The organism is Paenibacillus sp. FSL H7-0326, assembly GCF_001955535.1.
Classification (GTDB): domain Bacteria; phylum Bacillota; class Bacilli; order Paenibacillales; family Paenibacillaceae; genus Paenibacillus; species Paenibacillus shunpengii.
The window spans coordinates 50928-68820 of record NZ_MPVN01000009.1; the positions used below are offsets into that span (position 1 = coordinate 50928).

Here is a 17893-nt window from a genome sequence, read left to right on the forward strand (position 1 = left end):
AGTGAGTTGGAAATAAATCAGAAAAAGCATAAGGTCCGTATTGGATGGAAGAGGAGTTTAATTGGAACGTTGGTGGCTGCACTATTGGTTGGAACGTACTCGTTTGCAGAATTGGAACCCAAAGCTCAAGCAGCAGAGTATTCAAAAATTGTGAGTGTAGAACCCTATGTCTCAGATGGACCTAATTTGTCTTATGAATTTAAATTAGATGATGGTAGAAGTCTTCACCTAATTACAACTCGTCCAGAGGAAGTTACTGTATTTAATAGTGGCATGAAGAAAGTCAGAAATTATGTCGGAGGTAAAAGTATTTACATTACGCAATCCGGAGAGCTTTATCAAGGATCACCTGCGGTTAAGATGCTAGATGGGGTAAAGGATTTTGAAGCTGTTAACCGAGTTGGGAGCTTTAGTAGTTTCGCCAGTTACTTTGCTTTAATGGAGGATTCTACAGTTATGGCCTGGGGGAGAGGAACTGAGGGTCAGTTAGGTATTGGTAGTAAAATGGACAAAACTGTGCCTACTGAAGTTGTTGATCCTACTACAGGAGACCCTTTGGTAGGTGTACAGAAGATCTATAGTCTATCAGTGAATAGTGTTCTGCTGATTACGAATAATAAAGTTTATCTTGTAGGAGGGCCTGGATTTTATCAGGATTCTCGTACGAATTCTAAACCTATAGACGTGACCAGTAGCTTTCCAGCTTTTACTGACGCTTCTGAGTTTGAAATGAAAGCTTTGGAAGGTTTCAACTATATGGAGGACCTTAATCATTCTTACAATTCCTCGTATATGCATACCAGTGAAGCATCTAAACGTGTGTTTACAGTGAAGGGGCAGTCAGTTTCACTGACCAGTTTCTTGGAATATGACAGTAAGCAAAGTTCTTATGGTGTCGGAGAAGCTGGTAATACTGCTACATTGAAACCTTTCCCTTCAGACTTAAAAGTAGAGAATCTTAAAAAGATGGCGTCTGCGGTGAGTAAGACAACATCTACTAGCAAGAACGTATCAACGGGTTACCTGAATCTTGATAACGGTAATCTCGAATATTGGGGTACTCCTATCACTAGTTGGAAAGCTTCAGAAGCTAGTTTCTCTTCAACAAGAACGCAAATAGCTACAGGAGTGTCGAAGGTATGGGGAACCCGCTCTGGCACGGTAATATTCTTGAAGCCTAACGGCTATCTGTACGGATGGGGGACCAACAGTGATGGGTTGTTTGCAACAAAGGATCGGAATGTTACTTCCCCTTTACGTTTAACGGGTCCAGCAAATGAAATTAAAAATATTAAAGATTTTGCCATCCAAGAAAATGTCTCAGCGTCTAATGTAAATCGCATGTATGCTCTGAAGGATGATAACACACTTCTGACGTGGGAAAATGACGGAACAATAACCGTGCAGCCTAATAAGTATGTTGGTCTCTTTAATTTAAGAGATAAGTCAACGGATGTGACTAATGTGTATGCTATAGACGAGAATGGTCAATTAGGATTGTTCAATTACTGGGGGAGCTGGAGGCCAGTACAAAATGCCCCTGTAGTATATCCAGCAGATTATGTTGTACCAGAAACTGCTCCTGATAAACCTATTGTATCGATTGCTTCGCAAGACAAATTTGATCAATCTGTAGTGTCAATCAATTTTGGAACTACCAGTGATATTCCAACAAAACAATATCAAATCAATAATGGGGGCTGGCTGGATTACATGGGTGATATCGTCATTACTCAATCAGGTAATGTAACCATCCAAGCAAGATCTGCAGACAGTAAGGGCAATATCAGTGAAATTGGAGAGCTCACAATTACCAATAATCCAATTGTCATCACAGAAGGTCATCCAACGGTGGAAAAACTCTCAAAGGATGAATTCAAAGTAAGAGCTTCGGCTACAGGCAATACCAAAGTACAGCTTAAGGTAGATGGTGGAGATTGGCAAGAATTCAATGTAAATAACAACCTGTTACTGCAACCGGGAGATCATACAGTTGAAGTAAGAATGTTGAATTCAAGAGATGAAGTATTGATAAGTAAATCGTTTAACCTCACAGCAGAAAGCCCAAGTGAACCTGTAATAGTAAACAAACCAATAGTCGTACAAAAGGGATTAAACAATCAATATGGATTAGATCTTGAGGTTCAGTTTGATCCAACGCAAGGAGACGCTTACTATTCTATAGGCGGTGGCGATTGGAGTAAAACCACTGGCGTTATTACAATATCTAATGACGTACACACGGTAAGAGCAAAAGTGGTAGCTGCTGATGGAGTAGAAAGTGAAATTGTAAGTTTTGTTACGACAAAGGTAGATCCTAAAGTTATGGTAGAAGATGGACAGCTTACCGTTGATCCAGGTATCTCTTCTCCGGATCTTGAAGTTTATTACAAAGACGGCCAAGATGGAATGTGGACTGAGTATGCAGGTCCGGTAGCTTATGCCCCTGGTACTTATCAAATCTATGTTGAAATACGAGAAGTGAATTCAGGTAATGTGGTTTACTCTGGAGGTCCATTTACCATTGTGGTTCCCGGTGAAGGAACTGACCCGAATCCTGATCCAACACCGAATCCTGGGGGACCACTGGAAACCATTACTACAGAAGATGTAGACTTCACGGTTCATGGTGGGGGATTAAACTCTCGGTTTGAGGGAGCGGATCTTTCAACAATTGTTATTGATAGCACGAAGCCATACCAACAAATCAATTCAGTTAGCCGTGCACTAATTGAGGATTATAGAGGTAACGGTAACGGATGGCAGTATAGCTTGGATATAAAAGATTTTGTATCGGACCCATTACAGGACAACTCAACGAATACAAAGGATCTTGTTGTAAGTATACCAGCGAGTGCATTGTCTGTAGATGTGAAGAACAGCAATACTTTATCCGGGCCTGAAGCTCAATTAGCTAATGTAGGTAAGAAGATATTTACCGGAACTTCTTCGGAGATTCTGGCAGCAGCCAAAGAGTTTGAAGGAATGGGATATTATGAGATACCTTTAGACTTCACACTAAGCATTCCAGACAAAGTGAATATCAACTCATCCGGAACTGGTAGTAAGTTTGTTCCAGGAGGAGAAACAGGTTTGATGGCAGGAACTTATAGATCTGTGTTTACGTTCACCTTAACTTCAGGAATTTAAATGAATTATAGAGAAGGCGCATCCACCATCTCTAAAATCAGTTAGTAACTAAAGAGCTTTTAAAAATAGGGCGAAGTAGAAGCTTCGCCCTATTTTAGTAAGACGTATGTAAGACAACTGTTTTACATGAATGTACCCACTTTTACCATCCACCCTTCTCAAGTTTTTCACAAAATAACTTAGCAACAAATCATCATTGTTGATGAAATTGATATAAAAAAAGGAAAAGGGGAACAGTCAGGGGGTAAGAGAGAAGCTTTAGAAACTATGTAAGACTTAATGTCATACAATATGTAAGACATTATAGACTGTTTGGATTAATCTGTGGGAAGATGATTGTACTAGAAAAGGCTCAGATGTGAGGGTACTAGGCGACAAAGTGTTCACGTAGAGGAGAGGGAAGAATTGTTTGATTTAAATCAATTCCTTATAATTTCTATTTTAATGTTTGTCATTTTTCTTGCTGTAGGAGGTGTTGTATGGAATACAAATCAAAGGTTGTACAAAGGTCTTAATAGAATATCTTGGATCGTAATGATAGGACAGTTGGCAACAGTATTTGCTCTAATAATATTGGCTAGAACATCTGATGATTTCTTATTTATGTTTTATATTAGTCGAATTATGCTCTATGGAGCTGCTGCTTCACTCGGCTTCATTATTCCAGGTAGTATCCTTAGAACAAAATTAAATAAGGCTTATTCGGATAAAGGATATCTCAAAGATTGGTATGATAAAACCAGAGTATACTTGATCAAGAACAATTGGACCGAAAAGATGATAGATAGCATAACAAAATCAAAGGTTGTTCATCTACATAAGATAAAGGAACCTAAGCAATCCATAATATACAGTATAGGATCAAATCGCGGAGAAACAGAAAAGGAAATATACTTGCTACTTAAGGAGAAATACAATGTAAAAATGATATGTACAGATGCTTATTACGAAGATGTTACGAACAAAACAAAAACATTCGAGGATTTTATATATTTAGAAGGTAATAGGCCAGGAGAAGATATTGAGGATATTTTATCTGAAATTTTAGTAAGAAATGTTGATGTTATAATTGATAAAAAAGCTTGTCTTTGGTACTCAAAAAAAGTGAATTTAGAAGATGTATTCAGAAAATATCATAGATCTTTGAGCTTGAATGGTGTCATTATTATTGATGCAGAAGAAATCTCATTTTTAAGAACCCAGCTCAACAACTTATTTTATCAATTAGCCAATAGAATTGTTGGAAGTGCTGAGCGATCCACATATTCCAAAATTAAAAATACAATAAGTAAGAGCAGCTTCATTAATGAACATTACTCTTGTCATTTTGTAGGCCATGGTGTGTATAGAACAGCTATATTCAGAAAGGTTAAATAAAAACACATATATAAAGTTATCCATCCCTTATGGCATTTGTCATAAGGGATTATTTTTTTACTTGTATCCGTATACTGCTTTTTTTTCTATCCTTAGTAGCAAGTGGTATCATATTATACTTTTTTGCTGCGTTCAGTATATCTTTTCGCAATTGCTCTTTGTTATTTTTTACGTAATCACTCACATCATACTTCATATATATCCTCTCCTTATTCTCCCTGATAGTCTTAGTATGCACTAATTAATAGAATGTCATACTTAAAACACTCCTCGAATAGAAATAAATTATCTCTGCAACATTTTAATAATGTGATAATGATAAAGGTAGGAGGGAATATGAGATGGGGAATGTAATAGAGCGTAAGGTAAGATCGGATAAGAAGAGGGCCGTAGCATCTCCGCTTTCTATGAGCGATTATGATGAGATTTCAAGAATAAGTTATATATTGGACATGCCTATGAAGACAGTTGCAGAATTTCTATGTATAGAGGCTTTTAACTCAAGTGATATTATTGATAATATACAACATTACTTTAGGAGAGATCTACAGTGGGAGAACCGTTATATATTTGGTGTTAAGGAGAGAAAGGCATTTAAACCAAGAATTGCAGTAAAGAAGAGGTTATACATGAGGTTTTTAGCAGCGGACCATGATAAGGTATCATCATTGGCCTTTGCATTGGATTCTTCCATCCAAATGGCATCTTCCCTGTTACTTGGGACTATGATCAGAAGAAAAGATATCCTCTTTAAAAATCTAGCTCGATTAGTTGAATACAGACTTTCAGACAGAGATAGGGAAAAAGTGAAGTCGGTAGCTACTTACCTAACTCTTGATTCACAGGAAAATATAACGGTTCCGATGGTGATTGCATACATAATTGAAAAATCACTTAAGGAGAAAAGGAGACTTGATAGAGTTCTTCAAGAATTATTAAAAGCAAAAAAGATTTGATGTAAGAGCAGCCGGCTTATCGTTGATTAGGATAGTTGTTTATATAAACCTATAACATATGTTAAAATATTTCCATTATTAGTACGGTGAGGTGGAGATATCTAATGAAAAGAACAGGGATGAAACGCCCTTTAGATAATTTAGGAAGAATTGTGATACCATCGGAAATTCGTGAAACATTAGATATTAATATTGGAGATGCTATTGAGTTTTTTGTAGATAATGACATACTTGCACTCAGAAAATATACATCAGGTTGTTACTTTTGCGACAACATTGAGACAACGCTATATTTTAAAGGAAAATTTTTGTGTGCAGAATGTACATCTAATTTAAAGATCGGAAAGAAATCCTTGTTACGAAGTGCTGAAGAAACCGCAACAACTAAAGAGGTGCTAGCGGATCATTCAAAAGAAAATCGAAAGTGGATCAGAAACAAAACGGAAATTATGGTAAAAGAATACTTACGGCTTTCTGAATCGATGCCAAATCTAAAACAAAGAGAAATTGCTGAAATAATGGGAGTTAAACAAGGTAGGATTTCTCAACTTAAAAAAGCTGCTGAAGAAATGGGGCAGAGACAAAATGAAGATGAATTGCTTATTGAGATTAAGAATCAATATGCACAAGAACAAGCTTTAAATGGAATAGATCTGTCGAAAGATAAAAGAAAAAAAGAATTGATCTACATAATTCAAAAATTGATAGAGAGAGTACCAAGCTTAACACAACATGAAATAGCTTCAAAAGTAAATGTGAGCCAATCTAGGGTGAGTCAAATTTTAAAGATCATAAAGAAACAATTGAAGAGTAATTAGAAGGATTTTATGATTATGGAGATGATGTATTTGTTTTTACACCAATATCGTGGAGGGTGTTGCAATTGAATACGTATGATTCAGATCGACATAAAAATATTGAAACCCAATTTGAAAAAGTATTGCCTAGTATATGGAACAAGGCAAAAAAAGAAACAGATAAAGCTTTAAAAAGAGAACATAAAATGTTTGGAAAAGAACGAAAGGTTTAAGTCAGCCATTTTCTGACCATATGCAAAGGGTGTTGAATTCATGAGCACAAAAAGTACTCTCAACCAGGGACTTAAAGGTTTGATTACCCGAACAGGAGACATCAATAATAGGGAACGTGCCTATAATATTCATGGTATTGAAGAGATGTACACGTTTAAGTTCAATAATCCTGTAAGTACTGATTTAATCGCCTCAAAGCTTTTAGTTAACTTAGAATTTAAGCTGCCGCTTGACTATGAGGATTTTCTAAGTACTACTGATGGTTGTCGTCTTTTTGAGCATCCTCAAGATGGCTCTGAAAATGATATATATGGCTTAAATGAAGTGTTAACACAGAAAGAAATTATTGACTCAACCTATGAGAAACCTGAACTTCTAAATGTTGCTTATATTCTACAGGAGTATATCTTCATTAATCTTAAAGAAGTGTCTGAGGGCAAATCAACCTACATGTATGTTAATGATTGTTATTCGCCTATAGAATATATGAGAAGTTTGAATTGCGACTTTCAAACATGGTTAAATCGCTTTATCGTTTGCCAAGGAAATAAATATTGGGATTGGTTATAAGAAATGAACTAGAGCAACCATCATTGGCTGCTCTTTTGTTGTGAAGAAGGGATGTACAGCCCTTCATATTGCACCAGGACGATCTTCCGTCGTCATCGCTCGATCGGGCCGGTGTGTCTCAATGGCCCGGATCCTAGTGCATGCTGCTGTTGGACAAATAAGCAGATGGCCACTACGAGCTGCAACTCGACTGCATCCAGGGAAGCGGGGAAAGTATGCTTCCGAATGAGATAACTTAAATCAGGACCACTCGTTGGATGGGTGGGTCCTGATTTTTACAACTAGGAATAAGCTGTTTACAAACACAATATATTGATGTATTCTTTTATAGCTGACACAAAATATAGATAATTGTCTTGTGAGTAGAGGGGGTTTATATAATGGCAACGACTGTTAACACTGCATTTAATGAATTCATGAAAAATACCGTCAACTTGGATTCAGAGATAACTTCGACTGCAAGAAAAAGCAGAGATTGGTTGCTTGATCAAATTGATAACTTTGGATCAAAGGAGGGGTTCCCCAGTTTATATAGTGATGTGGATATCCATTTCGGGTCTTTTGCGAGAAAAACTAAAATTCGGGAACTTGATGATATCGACTTAATGATTGGACTAAGCGCTCAGGGAAGTACATATTTAGAAGATTATTTTGGGAAAATTGAAATAACAGTAGCAGATGCTGCTACTAATTTATTATCTCTCACTCATGAGAATAGCACTAAATTAAATTCTCGGAAAGTGATTAATAAGTTCGTTAGTGAGCTTAAAACAATATCTCAATATAAAAGTGCTGAGATAAAAAGGAACCAAGAAGCTGCGACCTTGGAACTTAAAACGTATGATTGGACGTTTGACATTGTACCTTGCTTCATGACTAGTGCAGAAAATGACGGCAGAAGTTTTTATTTAATCCCTGATGGTAATGGTCATTGGAAGAAAACAGATCCAAGGATAGACCGCGATAATATCACCAATGTCAATCAGAAACATAATGGTAAGGTGCTTAATGCTATCCGCTTAATGAAATACTGGAACCGGAGAGCTACAATGCCTACGATTGGTTCGTATCTACTTGAGAGTATTATTCTGGCCTATTATGATTCAAAATTAATCGTCACAGAGTACATTGATTTAGAGCTGCGTGACTTATTACACCATATATCTTCGGCAATTTATAATGACATCAATGATCCCAAAAATATACAAGGGAATTTGAATCTTCTAACATTTGAAGATAAGCAAAAAATCGCTTCAAAAGCACTTGTTGACTATGACAAAGCAGTAGAAGCGATTAACTTTGAGACAACATCCGGAGATCACAAATCGTCAATTAATAAATGGAGAGAGATACTCGGGAGTCAGTTCCCGACGTATACAGGATGATCATGAATATACAGCAAGAATCTAATCCTATTTCTGTACGACAAAATGAGGAGGGAAGTATTGACCTTCTTGCGGCCATGCGCCAGATGTATTATGAGGCTAAAAACGCATCAAGCTATCAGTTTCTTATCTGTGTAGCCTTACCGATCACTTTTCCTTTATTGAAAACTTTTTCCCCATCCAATCCTATGTATTTAGGAACCATTACTCTCTTATCGATTCTAGTTATCATCATAAATGATATCTTTGAAAAGGTCGTAAGAGAAAAAAAAGAGAAAGCTGCCAGGTATCAAGAACTTTTTGATACAAAAGTGCTTGAACTGGATTGGAATGAAGATTTATGTGGACCTAAGGAGAAGGCTATGAAGCACTTGAGATCCACAGCTCTTAAGTATAAGAAAAAAAATGCATCTCTCGAGAATTTGAAAAATTGGTATCCCACAGTATACTCCAACGTTGATATAGCAGCTGGGCGAGTCATGTGTCAAAAAGTAAATACTTCGTGGGATTCTGAGGTTAGAAACGCATATCAGAAGTATTTGTTTATACTGTTCTTTGGTTCCGTTGTTTTACTGATCACTGTAGCACTTGTTTTTAATAAAACGGTTTTTGAAACATTGACGTCTATTCTCGTTCCACTATTCCCAATCGGGTACTTTATTTATAAAAGATACGCGGGTAACCAAAACACCATTTATCAGTTAGAAAAAGTATCGGATAAAGCGGAATCTCTATGGGAACGATTAATAGAAAATTCTAGTCGTAATCTTGGTATTCATTCAAGAAAACTGCAGAATGAGATCTATAAACATCGAAGTAGTGCACTAATGGTGTCGGATTGGTTTTACTTTCGAAATAGGAATCAGCAAGAAGAAGATATGAATGAGATTGCAAAAGTGGTTGTCGATACATATAAAAAATCGAAACCATCGCATTGACATTATAATCTTTAGTAAATGATGCGCATGTTCGTTTTTGTTCTAGCAAAGTAAGTATATGGTTATAAGAACGACTTTAGGAGCAGCCATCACCAGGCTGCTCTTTGATGTGGAGGAAGGAGCCCACAACCCCTCCAGCGGGATCGATCTACCGTCGTCATCGCTCGAGCTTCGGTGTGTCCGCATGGCCTGGATCCTCTCTCTGGTGATACTGCCTTTGAACAAATCATGGACAGATGGCCGAATATGGGCTGCAGCTCGATTGCATCCCAGGCTGTTTTTATTCCTTATTTCACACAAAAAAAAGAACATGGTGCGCCTGGAAGCTCCATGTTTTAATCTACATTAAATTTCATTATCGCGGTACTTTCATCTTTATACATCTTCCAAAAAGGAAAGCCATACGTACTAATAAACTTATCAAAAAAGGTTAATAGATTATCATCACTTAGTAACCACATATAGCCCTCTCCTATAGCGGATGTTACGAATAACTTGTACCCATCTTCATTAACCTGAAGCAAAATATGTTTAGAAGCTCCTTCAGCAGTAGCAATGACTAGCATGTTAGGCGGGTAGAAATCCTCAAATACAAAATAAAAATCCATTACACGTTTAATAGAACAAATCTCACATTCCCAATTGCCAAATTGTAGTCCATCAACAAGCATTAAGAAGCGTTTATAATCATCTGGTAAAATTAATCCACTTTCTCTTTCAATCCAAGCTATTTCAGAGCTTGGAGCAGGCGGATTCAGTTTAAAGAAATAATCGACTACAACACCCAAATGATAGATTTTTTTCGATTCATCTTTGCTGAACTTTCTGAGCATATCAATCAAAGACTCAATGGTTAAGGCTGGGAAAAAATCTTCTTCATTCATAGTTTTATCACTACCTCCCCTTGGTATGTATTTTAGTCGATTCTTTGTTAAATCGCACATCTATTTTAAGTAAAACCTGGCGGATTAGCTTCGTAGCTATACCGCCAGGTTTTTTCAAAGAGGATTAGTAGCCGTTGAACCAGCCTGAGACACTTCCGTGCAAAGCTTTTGGTAAGTGTATCAAATTAGACATCGCATTACTTCCACCATACTCCAGAGGCTTAATGTGATGGATATCATAAAGTGATAAATTTAAATCTGCGTTAGGGTAGGTGCTATCATACCAATTTTTATATACCGTATTTAAATTGCTAATCCGATCATGTAAATATCCTTTAACATAATTTGCAGGTGGTCTTTCTAAGCTCTTACCAGATGTACTGTCACTAAATATAAAGATCCATAGGTTACCTGTTTTATTAATTAGTTTCGACGAACCTTCGACAGGTGAAGCAATAAAATCAGTAGTTCTACGCGGATAAAGTTCGATAACAGCTTTATAGTGCCCTGTTCTACGAGGGATACTAACCACATGATCTGTAATATAACTTGCATTACTTACTGCTAATCTTTTCACTTCTGTATAAGTACCATACTGTGTGTCCGAACGCATGATTTTAAAAACTGCGTCTACTGGTGGATTTATTAGAGTACCTGGTGCATCAATATTAAAAGTGTGTCTATGTTCAAGTTTGGAAGCATCATAGGAGTAATCATGATTAATATTGATTAAGACAAGGTTTGATAACGGCTCAATTTCGCTCTCAGTTTTATTCTCGGTTGGGGCAATAGAAATTGGAGTTGAAAGAGTTTCACTGAAAGAGGTAGGTAAATCTACAGTTGTAGAATTATCAATTGAGGACGTGCTTTCAGTTGATTCAGACGGGTCAATGGAAACATGAGTTGAAAGAGTTTCACTGAAAGAAGTAGGCAAGTCTACAGTTGTGGAAACGTTTTGTGAAGCAATCTCTTGAGGTGTTGTTGCAAATGCTGAGGAGTTCATGGTGAAAAACATGGTTAATGCTAAAGCTGTTCCCAATAATTTCTTCATTCTACACTTTCCTTTGTGGTGTATTTTACCATGATAAATTGGTAATTTATACATTATTCCACAAATTTCACCCTGTTCCTTTTTTTCTAAAAAGATTTCTTGCCCTATCATCACTTTAATTCCAGCAAGATAAGCTGTTCACTTTCCTTCTTCTTTGTTTGCAATCTCGGGCCCGGTAACATAGATCAATATATTTTTTTAAAAAATTTATCTTCCCGGTATATAACCTAATTATTATATGTAAGAAAAAAATTTTAACGATATGTAATTGATTACTCTGGACAGAATTACGGAGCTACTTTGGACTTCTTCTTCAAATAAAGTATACGAAATTCATTTTTGGCGAAAATGTAAAAGGGGCAAGCCATCATGAAATGAGGAGTGAAGTCGATATGAAAGTTGTAAGGACAGGAATCATCAAAGGTAGCGAATTTATAGGGGCAATTGGGGAACTGGATAATGGAAAGTGGATGGCATCTCTCGCGGCAGTAGCTACAGCTGCAGGTGGTTTCAACCATCACTACACCAAAGTGTGTGACGATGAGGACAAAGCGGTTAAAGCCATAAACGATACCTGGTCCGAACTGGAGAAAATTTAATTATTGAAGTGACACAAGCATATGTAAATCTAAATAGATTCAAAGAGTATAAGAGATAAATCATATGCAAAGAGTCTGCCCGGGCTGCGGTAATGAGCTTGTAGATTTATACTGCTGATATGGTAATTTAATACCATATGGAATAGTTCGAGAACAGAGAAGAAGAATCTGGAGGTGTATAATGTCAGGTTATCCTATTGAATACCGATTTGAAAAAGGATATTTTCTTATTCATTACTCAGCGACTAAATATAGAGAAGGGGATATCGCTGTAGTTAAACTGTTGGATCGGCCTTTTAAAGATAAAGTAGAAATGATGTTAAACACAAAGAATTATGCTTGCCCAACAAAAGCAGAGTTTCAAAATTTTGATCCATTAACGAATGAAAAACCAGAGTTACTCTCGGTTGGTCGTTCTATGGAGCAAAATGAGTTTAATAAAATGTGGGATACTATGAATGGATATTTTGAATAAGGAAAGAAGTATTATCTATCTTAAAAGGCAGACTTGACTCTGGTTTGTGAGGAGGGATCAACAAAAGAGTTTAAGTAGCTTGTTGCCTCAAATAAATCGCCTTCTAATTGTTTTTATTAGAATGAATCATTTCTTGGAATTCCGTCCATTGGTTTCAATGACTTTCAACTTTATTCTAGTGAATAGCTGGCTTTTGCGTCAACGAAATAACACCTTAAAGGTTATCCCGTATCTTACGAGATAGTTTTCCTTAAAGTGTTTTAATTTGTCCCATTTTATTGTGGTTCAGTCCTCCAGCGGCATCTCTTATTTAATAAACAACGAACTTAAGAGAGCAGTTAGGAACGACAAATGCAATATCTCCGTTGGTATCAATATCAGAATGTGACTATTTGGATGAAGACGACAATGAACTTATTCTTAAACCTGAAGAAACCTGGCATGATTAATGCCAGGTTTTTTAATTCCGATTGGCCACAATGGGATTTATATATACGAAACTGTTCCGTTCCTGATAACAAATACTGTATATCCTTGTGAAATTTGTTTTAAGAGGTGAGAGAGTTTTGTCAGAAGGCTTGGCTTATCCTCTTCTTCATCTCTCATGTTGAAATTTCCAGTTCATGTCACGCATAAAGTTTTGGCGCCATACAGACTAATATTGCTGTGTCAGCTGAAACATCAATCCATTGTCTACACTCTTCTAAGGTTATTTTTTGAAGAGGGCTTCTAGTTTAGTAGTCGGAGCTTTCATACTCATTCCGAGCTTCACCAACTGAAATCACATCAAATTCTCCGTTGATCGCCTGAACCAGCAGCTCGATCTGTTCCGGTGAATAGCCAAGCCGTTTGGCTCCAAGAATCGCATAACCCAAGCAGGCTCCATTATCCCACTGTCCATCGCTTATCATTTCCTGAAAATCACGATCCACTAAAGAGCGAAGGTATTCAGAACGGTTATTGTAGGATTTTGCTTCCAAGTGTTCCCACAACTTTTTGGTCATCGTAAGTGAAACTTTTTTGGTGATTCCCAAGGAGGGCCGTCCCATCGTTTTGAGTGGGAGCTTCAGTTTCCCGGTAGCCAGATCAAATCTACAATTAACACATAAAATCACTTTCTCGCCATTGGACAAAAAATCAGTAGTGTCATTTGTGCTTCCGCAGTTCATACAAATCATATGTAAAATCATTCCTTCACTTTAGGTTACCTAAAGTATATACTTTAAGTAACCTAAAGTAAAGGAGGAGATGATTCCGGACAGAGAGAAGGAGTTTCATCACTCGTCATCTTCTCTATACAGAAGATGACGAAAAATGATATAATAGTAGAAACGGAACCGCATTGGACCGTTCGCTAAGAGTAAAAAAACTCGTCATCTTCTATAGTAGTAAAATGAAGGAGTCTCAATACATAATTGGAAGTTATGTAAGGCTTGGATATTGGATTGCAATTTTATGAGTGGTTTATGTCTATGAATACTTTTCAACAGATCGTATTTGTTGTTGGATTTTATGTAACACTGAAGATAGGCTGCTTAATTAGAAAAGGTATTGATTGGATTTTTTATCCTCATAAAAAAAGTATTGTAGGCAAAAAACACTTTTGGTTATAGAAGGGTCTTTTTATAAATACATAAGCAACACGAACAGCTGGAAACCCGTCAGTTTCCAGCTAAGTATCTACTTTCCTTGGTTTGGCCAAAGAGATACCGTGGCGCGCGCCATCATTCATGTGCATATGTAGTTGAGGGTCGGCCGACTCTCCTATGCTTAATTTTTAGTATTGCCTATCATATATTTTTTAAACATTTACTTCAAAGAGAAAGGAAAGATGAATACTATGGGTCATGGAATGGGTGGCGGTGGTTCCGATCGTTCATTAAACTCTAGTAAAGAGTTATTGATAGACTTGTTTATGAAAGTTTATGGAACAAATTATACTGAAACAGGTAAAGCAAACCGGCTGGGGGATTGGGTTTTAAAAGTAACCGCTCCTAGGAACATTATTGAAAAAGCTTATTTAGGAGAGTTAGTGCCTATCGAATTTTTGTATGAAAAAGAAAATTCCCTTGAAAACATTCAATTAGTAGAAAAAGATCTACCTTTATGTGATAAGTTAAGAAAGATGTTCGATGAGAAAGGAATCAAGCTTTCCTTGTATCAAGTAATTGATATTTGGAGCCAACATTCTGAGGATCTCTTGGCTACTTGGTTGGGATGGGACGGAACATCTTATGAAGATTTGAATGTTATACGTAAAGAGTTGATTGCCGGAACTAGATCCTCTACTTATCTGTACAATCCATGGGAAGAAAATGAATAACAATTTAAAGGAACGTATCTTGGCTGGGAAAGGAGGAGACTAAAAGAGATGTCTATGATGTTCGGATTGTTTTTACATCATCTGCGTCAGTCAGGAATCTCCGAACGGACGATTATAAATTACATATCTACCTGGAACAAATTCGAGAAATGGATGAGAAAATCCGATCCTAATTTAAAAGAACCAGGTGAGGCAACTCAGAAAGATATTTCTGATTATAAAAAATACATGCTTATTTCTGGAGGAAAGCAAGGGCAGCCCGCTAAACCAAGTTCAATGCAGCTCACCTTTGTACACTTAAATAGGATTTTTCGTTTCTTTGCTCAGCAAGGATTAATCCCCGACAATCCGGTAGGACCTATTCAAAAACCACCTGCAGCAAGACGAACTCCAAAATGGCTGAGTCGTAATGAGCAAAATGCGTTTCTTCGGGAAGTTAGGGGCCAGAACAGTAAACGGGATTATGCGATCGTGCTTCTGATGCTTCGGGCGGGTCTTCGGGTACATGAGCTTTGTAATCTGCTCAAAAGTGAAATTACGATGAGCGCACGTGCCGGCAGCGTTTATGTCAGAGGTAAGGGAGACAAAGATCGGATTATACCGCTAGCTAGTGAAGTTAGATCTGCACTTCAAAGTTATTTTGAAGAAAGAATGGATGAGAGTCCGTATGTCTTTGTTTCTCAGCGATCGAAGAAAATGTCAGTGCGAGGCGTGCAGCACATGATTGAGAATTATAGAAAACGAACAGGCTTTGATCATTTGACTTGCCATGCATTAAGGCATACATTTGGCCATGATTTAATTAGTGCTGGTAATGATCTGCAGCAAGTAGCTATGTTGATGGGACATTATAAAGAGGATGGAACTCCAAATATCCAAATGACCATGATCTACACGACTCCAGGAATGGAAGATCTAACGGCAGCAGTAGAATCTATATCTTGGACTTAAATAAACGGAGGGACATAAGGCGACAGAAGAGATGCTTAATGAGAGACTCAGCCTCTTTTTTATTAGGTGTATACAGCTGAAGAATATTATTTAGAGGTGTAAATGACGAATTTAGATATTATTTTAATCATTGTACTAGTAGGGCTTCTGATATTCATGCGTATTGCAAATAGAAAACTAAAAGACAAATCTATCCTTCTTGAAAATTCAGTTAATTCCGGAAAGCAGAGAATTACAGATCATATGTATAAAGAATTCAAAGAGATCAGAAAGTATGGAGTTAATTATTTTGAGAATATGTCAGATGAAGAGATAAAACTCTTTATCGAAAAAAATGCGAATCACTTGGAATTGAAATTTGAAACTAGAGAACAGGCAATTGTTGACTTGGTACTATACGCTGAAACATATAATCAGGAAGAGTTTGATAAATGGTTTGCAGAGGAAATAAGAAAGCGAGAGAATAAAGAAGAATCGTAGTAGTTGTATTGCCTATGGAATAACAATCAATTTAGGAGGGATCACTTATGTTGAATCAAGATTTATATGATAAGGTAGTTTACTATAAAGGAAGAGTCTGGACTATATATGCTTTGTCAGACGATCAAGGTGTCTTTGCTTATCAAGGATTGAAACCTTATTCAACGTTTGTATATAACGAAAATCGAATTAATCGAAATGTATCATACATAAGTCTTCAAGAAGCATTAGAATGCATTGTAGATGGCGATAAAATTGAAGATTGTATAAAAAACGAAAAAAAAGCGGAATCAAAGAAGCTCAATAAGAAGATGGCTGTAGATTTTTTGGCTTATCTTACAGGACATACTAAATCAAAAATAAATAGTGAAATTCAAGAAAATTATAATGGTGGTTTTCAAATTGTATTGGGGGAGGTAAGTTATGATCTTTGGAAAAAGGAAGGTCGGTTACATTTACACCACAATCTACACCAGCACGCAATGGGAGCAACTTTTGACTTTGTTACATGGCGACACGATAGTATATATGAAGAAAGAGAGCGTGAGGCGCTAAAAAAAGAAATCATTCAGGGCCATTATGATTGGTTACACTCGCTGGCTAATGGTGATGAAGGTCATAAGAAATTGTTTGATGAAAAGATAACCAGCATCAAAGAAGGCACGTTTTATGATGAACAGTAACATTCAATTAACAGAAAGGAAAGGCGCCTAACAAGGTTTAGCGGCCCCTTTCAAATGCTTATTAGCACGGTCGGCGGATTCAAGCATGTAAACTTGGATGGGTGGCGGAATCGGTAGACGCAGTATGCAAAGACGTTAACGCAGAGGGTGAAGCAAAAGTCGGCTTCATATCGGGTGACCTCTTCCATGTAAGGTTCAAATCCTTGCCCCATCAATCAATAGATCACTAATCAAAAGAGTCTACAGTAAAATAATTAAGGTCAGTCCATTTTTGATTTTTTACCAGAGAAACTAAGTGATTGGGAAGATTCAGATAAAATTTTAATGGCAGTATCTACATTTCTATACAGGAGTATATTGGGTTTTAAAAATTGGGTTGAGATGAGGAATAATATATGGGTAGACCTAGAAAGCCAAGGGAAGAAATTGTGAAAACAATTAGTATAAACTTGAAGCAGAAGGTGCTTGATGAAATCACTGCTGACATACTTGAGCAAGAAAATAAGAATGTGATAGCTAAGAGAAGAATAGAGCAATTTGTATTGAATAATTATAGAAACCTCAACAACTCTGACTTTCAATAGCATGTCTGCTTAGGCTATAAAAAATCTATGAACTTGAATTCTTAGGAGGGTGCAATTAGATGAAGGTATCGAAACTTATTGAAATGTTGAGTCAACTCAATTCTGATTTGGAAATTGAAATTGTGGATTTCTCGGATAACGAATCATCAACGGGATCGGTAGAGATAAATGAGATTATCCAGGTGGGTAATCAACTAACCAGCTACAGCTATTATGTAATTCAATAAATATAGGGTGATAAGTTGCATAGCCGAGATTTCTTATATGTAAATTACTAAATGTCACTAACTGCAACAGTATATTTACTTTTAGCATGCAAAAGAAGATGACTAAAATTGGTTCAGTAACAGTATGGAATGAAGGTGGCGGATAAGTTGGAATTAATGGATTGGCTTTTGATTTTTTTTGTTTTTTGGGTGATCTGTAGTCTTATAGCTATTAGTACAGGAATTACTG

At 36.7% G+C, this 17893-nt stretch carries 20 protein-coding genes; 16 read left to right on the forward strand and 4 right to left on the reverse strand.

Annotated elements, in window-relative coordinates; translation table 11 throughout:
* Positions 1-6: 6 nt before the first annotated feature.
* Complete coding sequence (locus tag BK126_RS26410; RefSeq protein ID WP_076315478.1) at positions 7-3150, forward strand: RCC1 domain-containing protein; 3144 nt, start codon at positions 7-9, stop codon at positions 3148-3150.
* Between the two features lie 405 nt (positions 3151-3555).
* A complete protein-coding gene (locus tag BK126_RS26415; RefSeq protein ID WP_076315479.1) occupies positions 3556-4527 on the forward strand; it encodes a hypothetical protein in 972 nt (323 codons plus the stop codon).
* 49 nt (positions 4528-4576) lie between these two features.
* Here the strand turns inward: BK126_RS26415 and BK126_RS29575 are convergent, their stop codons facing one another.
* On the reverse strand, positions 4577-4723 hold the full coding sequence (locus BK126_RS29575) for a hypothetical protein (protein WP_179085605.1): 147 nt from the start codon (positions 4721-4723) through the stop codon (positions 4577-4579).
* Positions 4724-4868: 145 nt separating this feature from the next.
* Between BK126_RS29575 and BK126_RS26420 the strand changes: the two genes are divergently transcribed.
* From BK126_RS26420 to BK126_RS26440, 6 genes are all read left to right on the forward strand, one after another.
* Positions 4869-5483, forward strand: coding sequence for a hypothetical protein (locus tag BK126_RS26420; protein ID WP_076315480.1), 615 nt, complete (start codon positions 4869-4871; stop codon positions 5481-5483).
* A 104-nt stretch (positions 5484-5587) separates the two neighbouring features.
* Positions 5588-6301 (forward strand): sigma factor-like helix-turn-helix DNA-binding protein, encoded by a 714-nt coding sequence (locus BK126_RS26425; protein WP_076315481.1) that lies wholly within the window; start codon positions 5588-5590, stop codon positions 6299-6301.
* A 65-nt stretch (positions 6302-6366) separates the two neighbouring features.
* Positions 6367-6513, forward strand: a complete 147-nt coding sequence (locus BK126_RS29580; protein ID WP_179085606.1) for a hypothetical protein — start codon at positions 6367-6369, stop codon at positions 6511-6513.
* Positions 6514-6553: 40 nt separating this feature from the next.
* Positions 6554-7084 carry an SMI1/KNR4 family protein gene (locus tag BK126_RS26430; protein WP_076315482.1) on the forward strand — a complete coding sequence of 177 codons (531 nt, stop codon included), beginning with the start codon at positions 6554-6556 and terminating at the stop codon, positions 7082-7084.
* Between the two features lie 380 nt (positions 7085-7464).
* The gene (locus tag BK126_RS26435) at positions 7465-8469 is read left to right on the forward strand and encodes a nucleotidyltransferase family protein (protein ID WP_076315483.1); all 1005 of its coding nucleotides are present in this window, start codon (positions 7465-7467) and stop codon (positions 8467-8469) included.
* Between the two features lie 2 nt (positions 8470-8471).
* Positions 8472-9407 (forward strand): S-4TM family putative pore-forming effector, encoded by a 936-nt coding sequence (locus BK126_RS26440; protein ID WP_256703058.1) that lies wholly within the window; start codon positions 8472-8474, stop codon positions 9405-9407.
* 335 nt (positions 9408-9742) lie between these two features.
* On the opposite strand, the gene BK126_RS26445 is transcribed toward BK126_RS26440, so the two are convergent.
* Entirely contained in the window at positions 9743-10291 is a 549-nt protein-coding gene (locus BK126_RS26445) for an SMI1/KNR4 family protein (protein WP_076315484.1), read from the reverse strand.
* A gap of 124 nt (positions 10292-10415) precedes the next feature.
* Complete coding sequence (locus BK126_RS26450; RefSeq protein WP_218639268.1) at positions 10416-11342, reverse strand: HNH endonuclease signature motif containing protein; 927 nt, start codon at positions 11340-11342, stop codon at positions 10416-10418.
* Between the two features lie 392 nt (positions 11343-11734).
* Between BK126_RS26450 and BK126_RS26455 the strand changes: the two genes are divergently transcribed.
* On the forward strand, positions 11735-11941 hold the full coding sequence (locus BK126_RS26455) for a hypothetical protein (RefSeq protein ID WP_076315486.1): 207 nt from the start codon (positions 11735-11737) through the stop codon (positions 11939-11941).
* Positions 11942-12122: 181 nt separating this feature from the next.
* Positions 12123-12416: a hypothetical protein gene (locus tag BK126_RS26460; protein ID WP_076315487.1), complete on the forward strand. Its 294-nt coding sequence runs from the start codon at positions 12123-12125 to the stop codon at positions 12414-12416.
* 734 nt (positions 12417-13150) lie between these two features.
* Here BK126_RS26460 and BK126_RS26465 read toward each other — a convergent pair.
* Entirely contained in the window at positions 13151-13450 is a 300-nt protein-coding gene (locus BK126_RS26465) for a hypothetical protein (protein WP_143757806.1), read from the reverse strand.
* Positions 13451-14247: 797 nt separating this feature from the next.
* Between BK126_RS26465 and BK126_RS26475 the strand changes: the two genes are divergently transcribed.
* The 6 genes from BK126_RS26475 (at position 14248) to BK126_RS29585 (ending at position 17664) form a co-directional block, all read left to right on the forward strand.
* A complete protein-coding gene (locus tag BK126_RS26475) occupies positions 14248-14739 on the forward strand; it encodes a hypothetical protein (protein WP_076315490.1) in 492 nt (163 codons plus the stop codon).
* 48 nt (positions 14740-14787) lie between these two features.
* The gene (locus BK126_RS26480; protein WP_076315491.1) at positions 14788-15690 is read left to right on the forward strand and encodes a tyrosine-type recombinase/integrase; all 903 of its coding nucleotides are present in this window, start codon (positions 14788-14790) and stop codon (positions 15688-15690) included.
* 102 nt (positions 15691-15792) lie between these two features.
* Positions 15793-16170 (forward strand): hypothetical protein, encoded by a 378-nt coding sequence (locus BK126_RS26485; protein WP_076315492.1) that lies wholly within the window; start codon positions 15793-15795, stop codon positions 16168-16170.
* A gap of 47 nt (positions 16171-16217) precedes the next feature.
* Positions 16218-16853, forward strand: coding sequence for a hypothetical protein (locus BK126_RS26490; protein WP_076315493.1), 636 nt, complete (start codon positions 16218-16220; stop codon positions 16851-16853).
* 395 nt (positions 16854-17248) lie between these two features.
* Positions 17249-17437, forward strand: a complete 189-nt coding sequence (locus tag BK126_RS26495) for a hypothetical protein (RefSeq protein ID WP_076315494.1) — start codon at positions 17249-17251, stop codon at positions 17435-17437.
* A 59-nt stretch (positions 17438-17496) separates the two neighbouring features.
* On the forward strand, positions 17497-17664 hold the full coding sequence (locus BK126_RS29585) for a hypothetical protein (protein ID WP_179085607.1): 168 nt from the start codon (positions 17497-17499) through the stop codon (positions 17662-17664).
* The last annotated feature ends 229 nt before the right edge of the window (positions 17665-17893 follow it).

Coding starts and splice junctions, on each gene's coding strand:
- BK126_RS29575 (WP_179085605.1), bottom strand. CDS start 4,723: ATGAAGTATGATGTGAGTGATTACGTAAAAAATAACAAAGAGCAATTG.
- BK126_RS26420 (WP_076315480.1), top strand. CDS start 4,869: ATGGGGAATGTAATAGAGCGTAAGGTAAGATCGGATAAGAAGAGGGCC.
- BK126_RS26425 (WP_076315481.1), top strand. CDS start 5,588: ATGAAAAGAACAGGGATGAAACGCCCTTTAGATAATTTAGGAAGAATT.
- BK126_RS26430 (WP_076315482.1), top strand. CDS start 6,554: ATGAGCACAAAAAGTACTCTCAACCAGGGACTTAAAGGTTTGATTACC.
- BK126_RS26435 (WP_076315483.1), top strand. CDS start 7,465: ATGGCAACGACTGTTAACACTGCATTTAATGAATTCATGAAAAATACC.
- BK126_RS26440 (WP_256703058.1), top strand. CDS start 8,472: ATGAATATACAGCAAGAATCTAATCCTATTTCTGTACGACAAAATGAG.
- BK126_RS26445 (WP_076315484.1), bottom strand. CDS start 10,291: ATGAATGAAGAAGATTTTTTCCCAGCCTTAACCATTGAGTCTTTGATT.
- BK126_RS26450 (WP_218639268.1), bottom strand. CDS start 11,342: ATGAAGAAATTATTGGGAACAGCTTTAGCATTAACCATGTTTTTCACC.
- BK126_RS26455 (WP_076315486.1), top strand. CDS start 11,735: ATGAAAGTTGTAAGGACAGGAATCATCAAAGGTAGCGAATTTATAGGG.
- BK126_RS26460 (WP_076315487.1), top strand. CDS start 12,123: ATGTCAGGTTATCCTATTGAATACCGATTTGAAAAAGGATATTTTCTT.
- BK126_RS26475 (WP_076315490.1), top strand. CDS start 14,248: ATGAATACTATGGGTCATGGAATGGGTGGCGGTGGTTCCGATCGTTCA.
- BK126_RS26480 (WP_076315491.1), top strand. CDS start 14,788: ATGTCTATGATGTTCGGATTGTTTTTACATCATCTGCGTCAGTCAGGA.
- BK126_RS26485 (WP_076315492.1), top strand. CDS start 15,793: ATGACGAATTTAGATATTATTTTAATCATTGTACTAGTAGGGCTTCTG.
- BK126_RS26490 (WP_076315493.1), top strand. CDS start 16,218: ATGTTGAATCAAGATTTATATGATAAGGTAGTTTACTATAAAGGAAGA.
- BK126_RS26495 (WP_076315494.1), top strand. CDS start 17,249: ATGGGTAGACCTAGAAAGCCAAGGGAAGAAATTGTGAAAACAATTAGT.
- BK126_RS29585 (WP_179085607.1), top strand. CDS start 17,497: ATGAAGGTATCGAAACTTATTGAAATGTTGAGTCAACTCAATTCTGAT.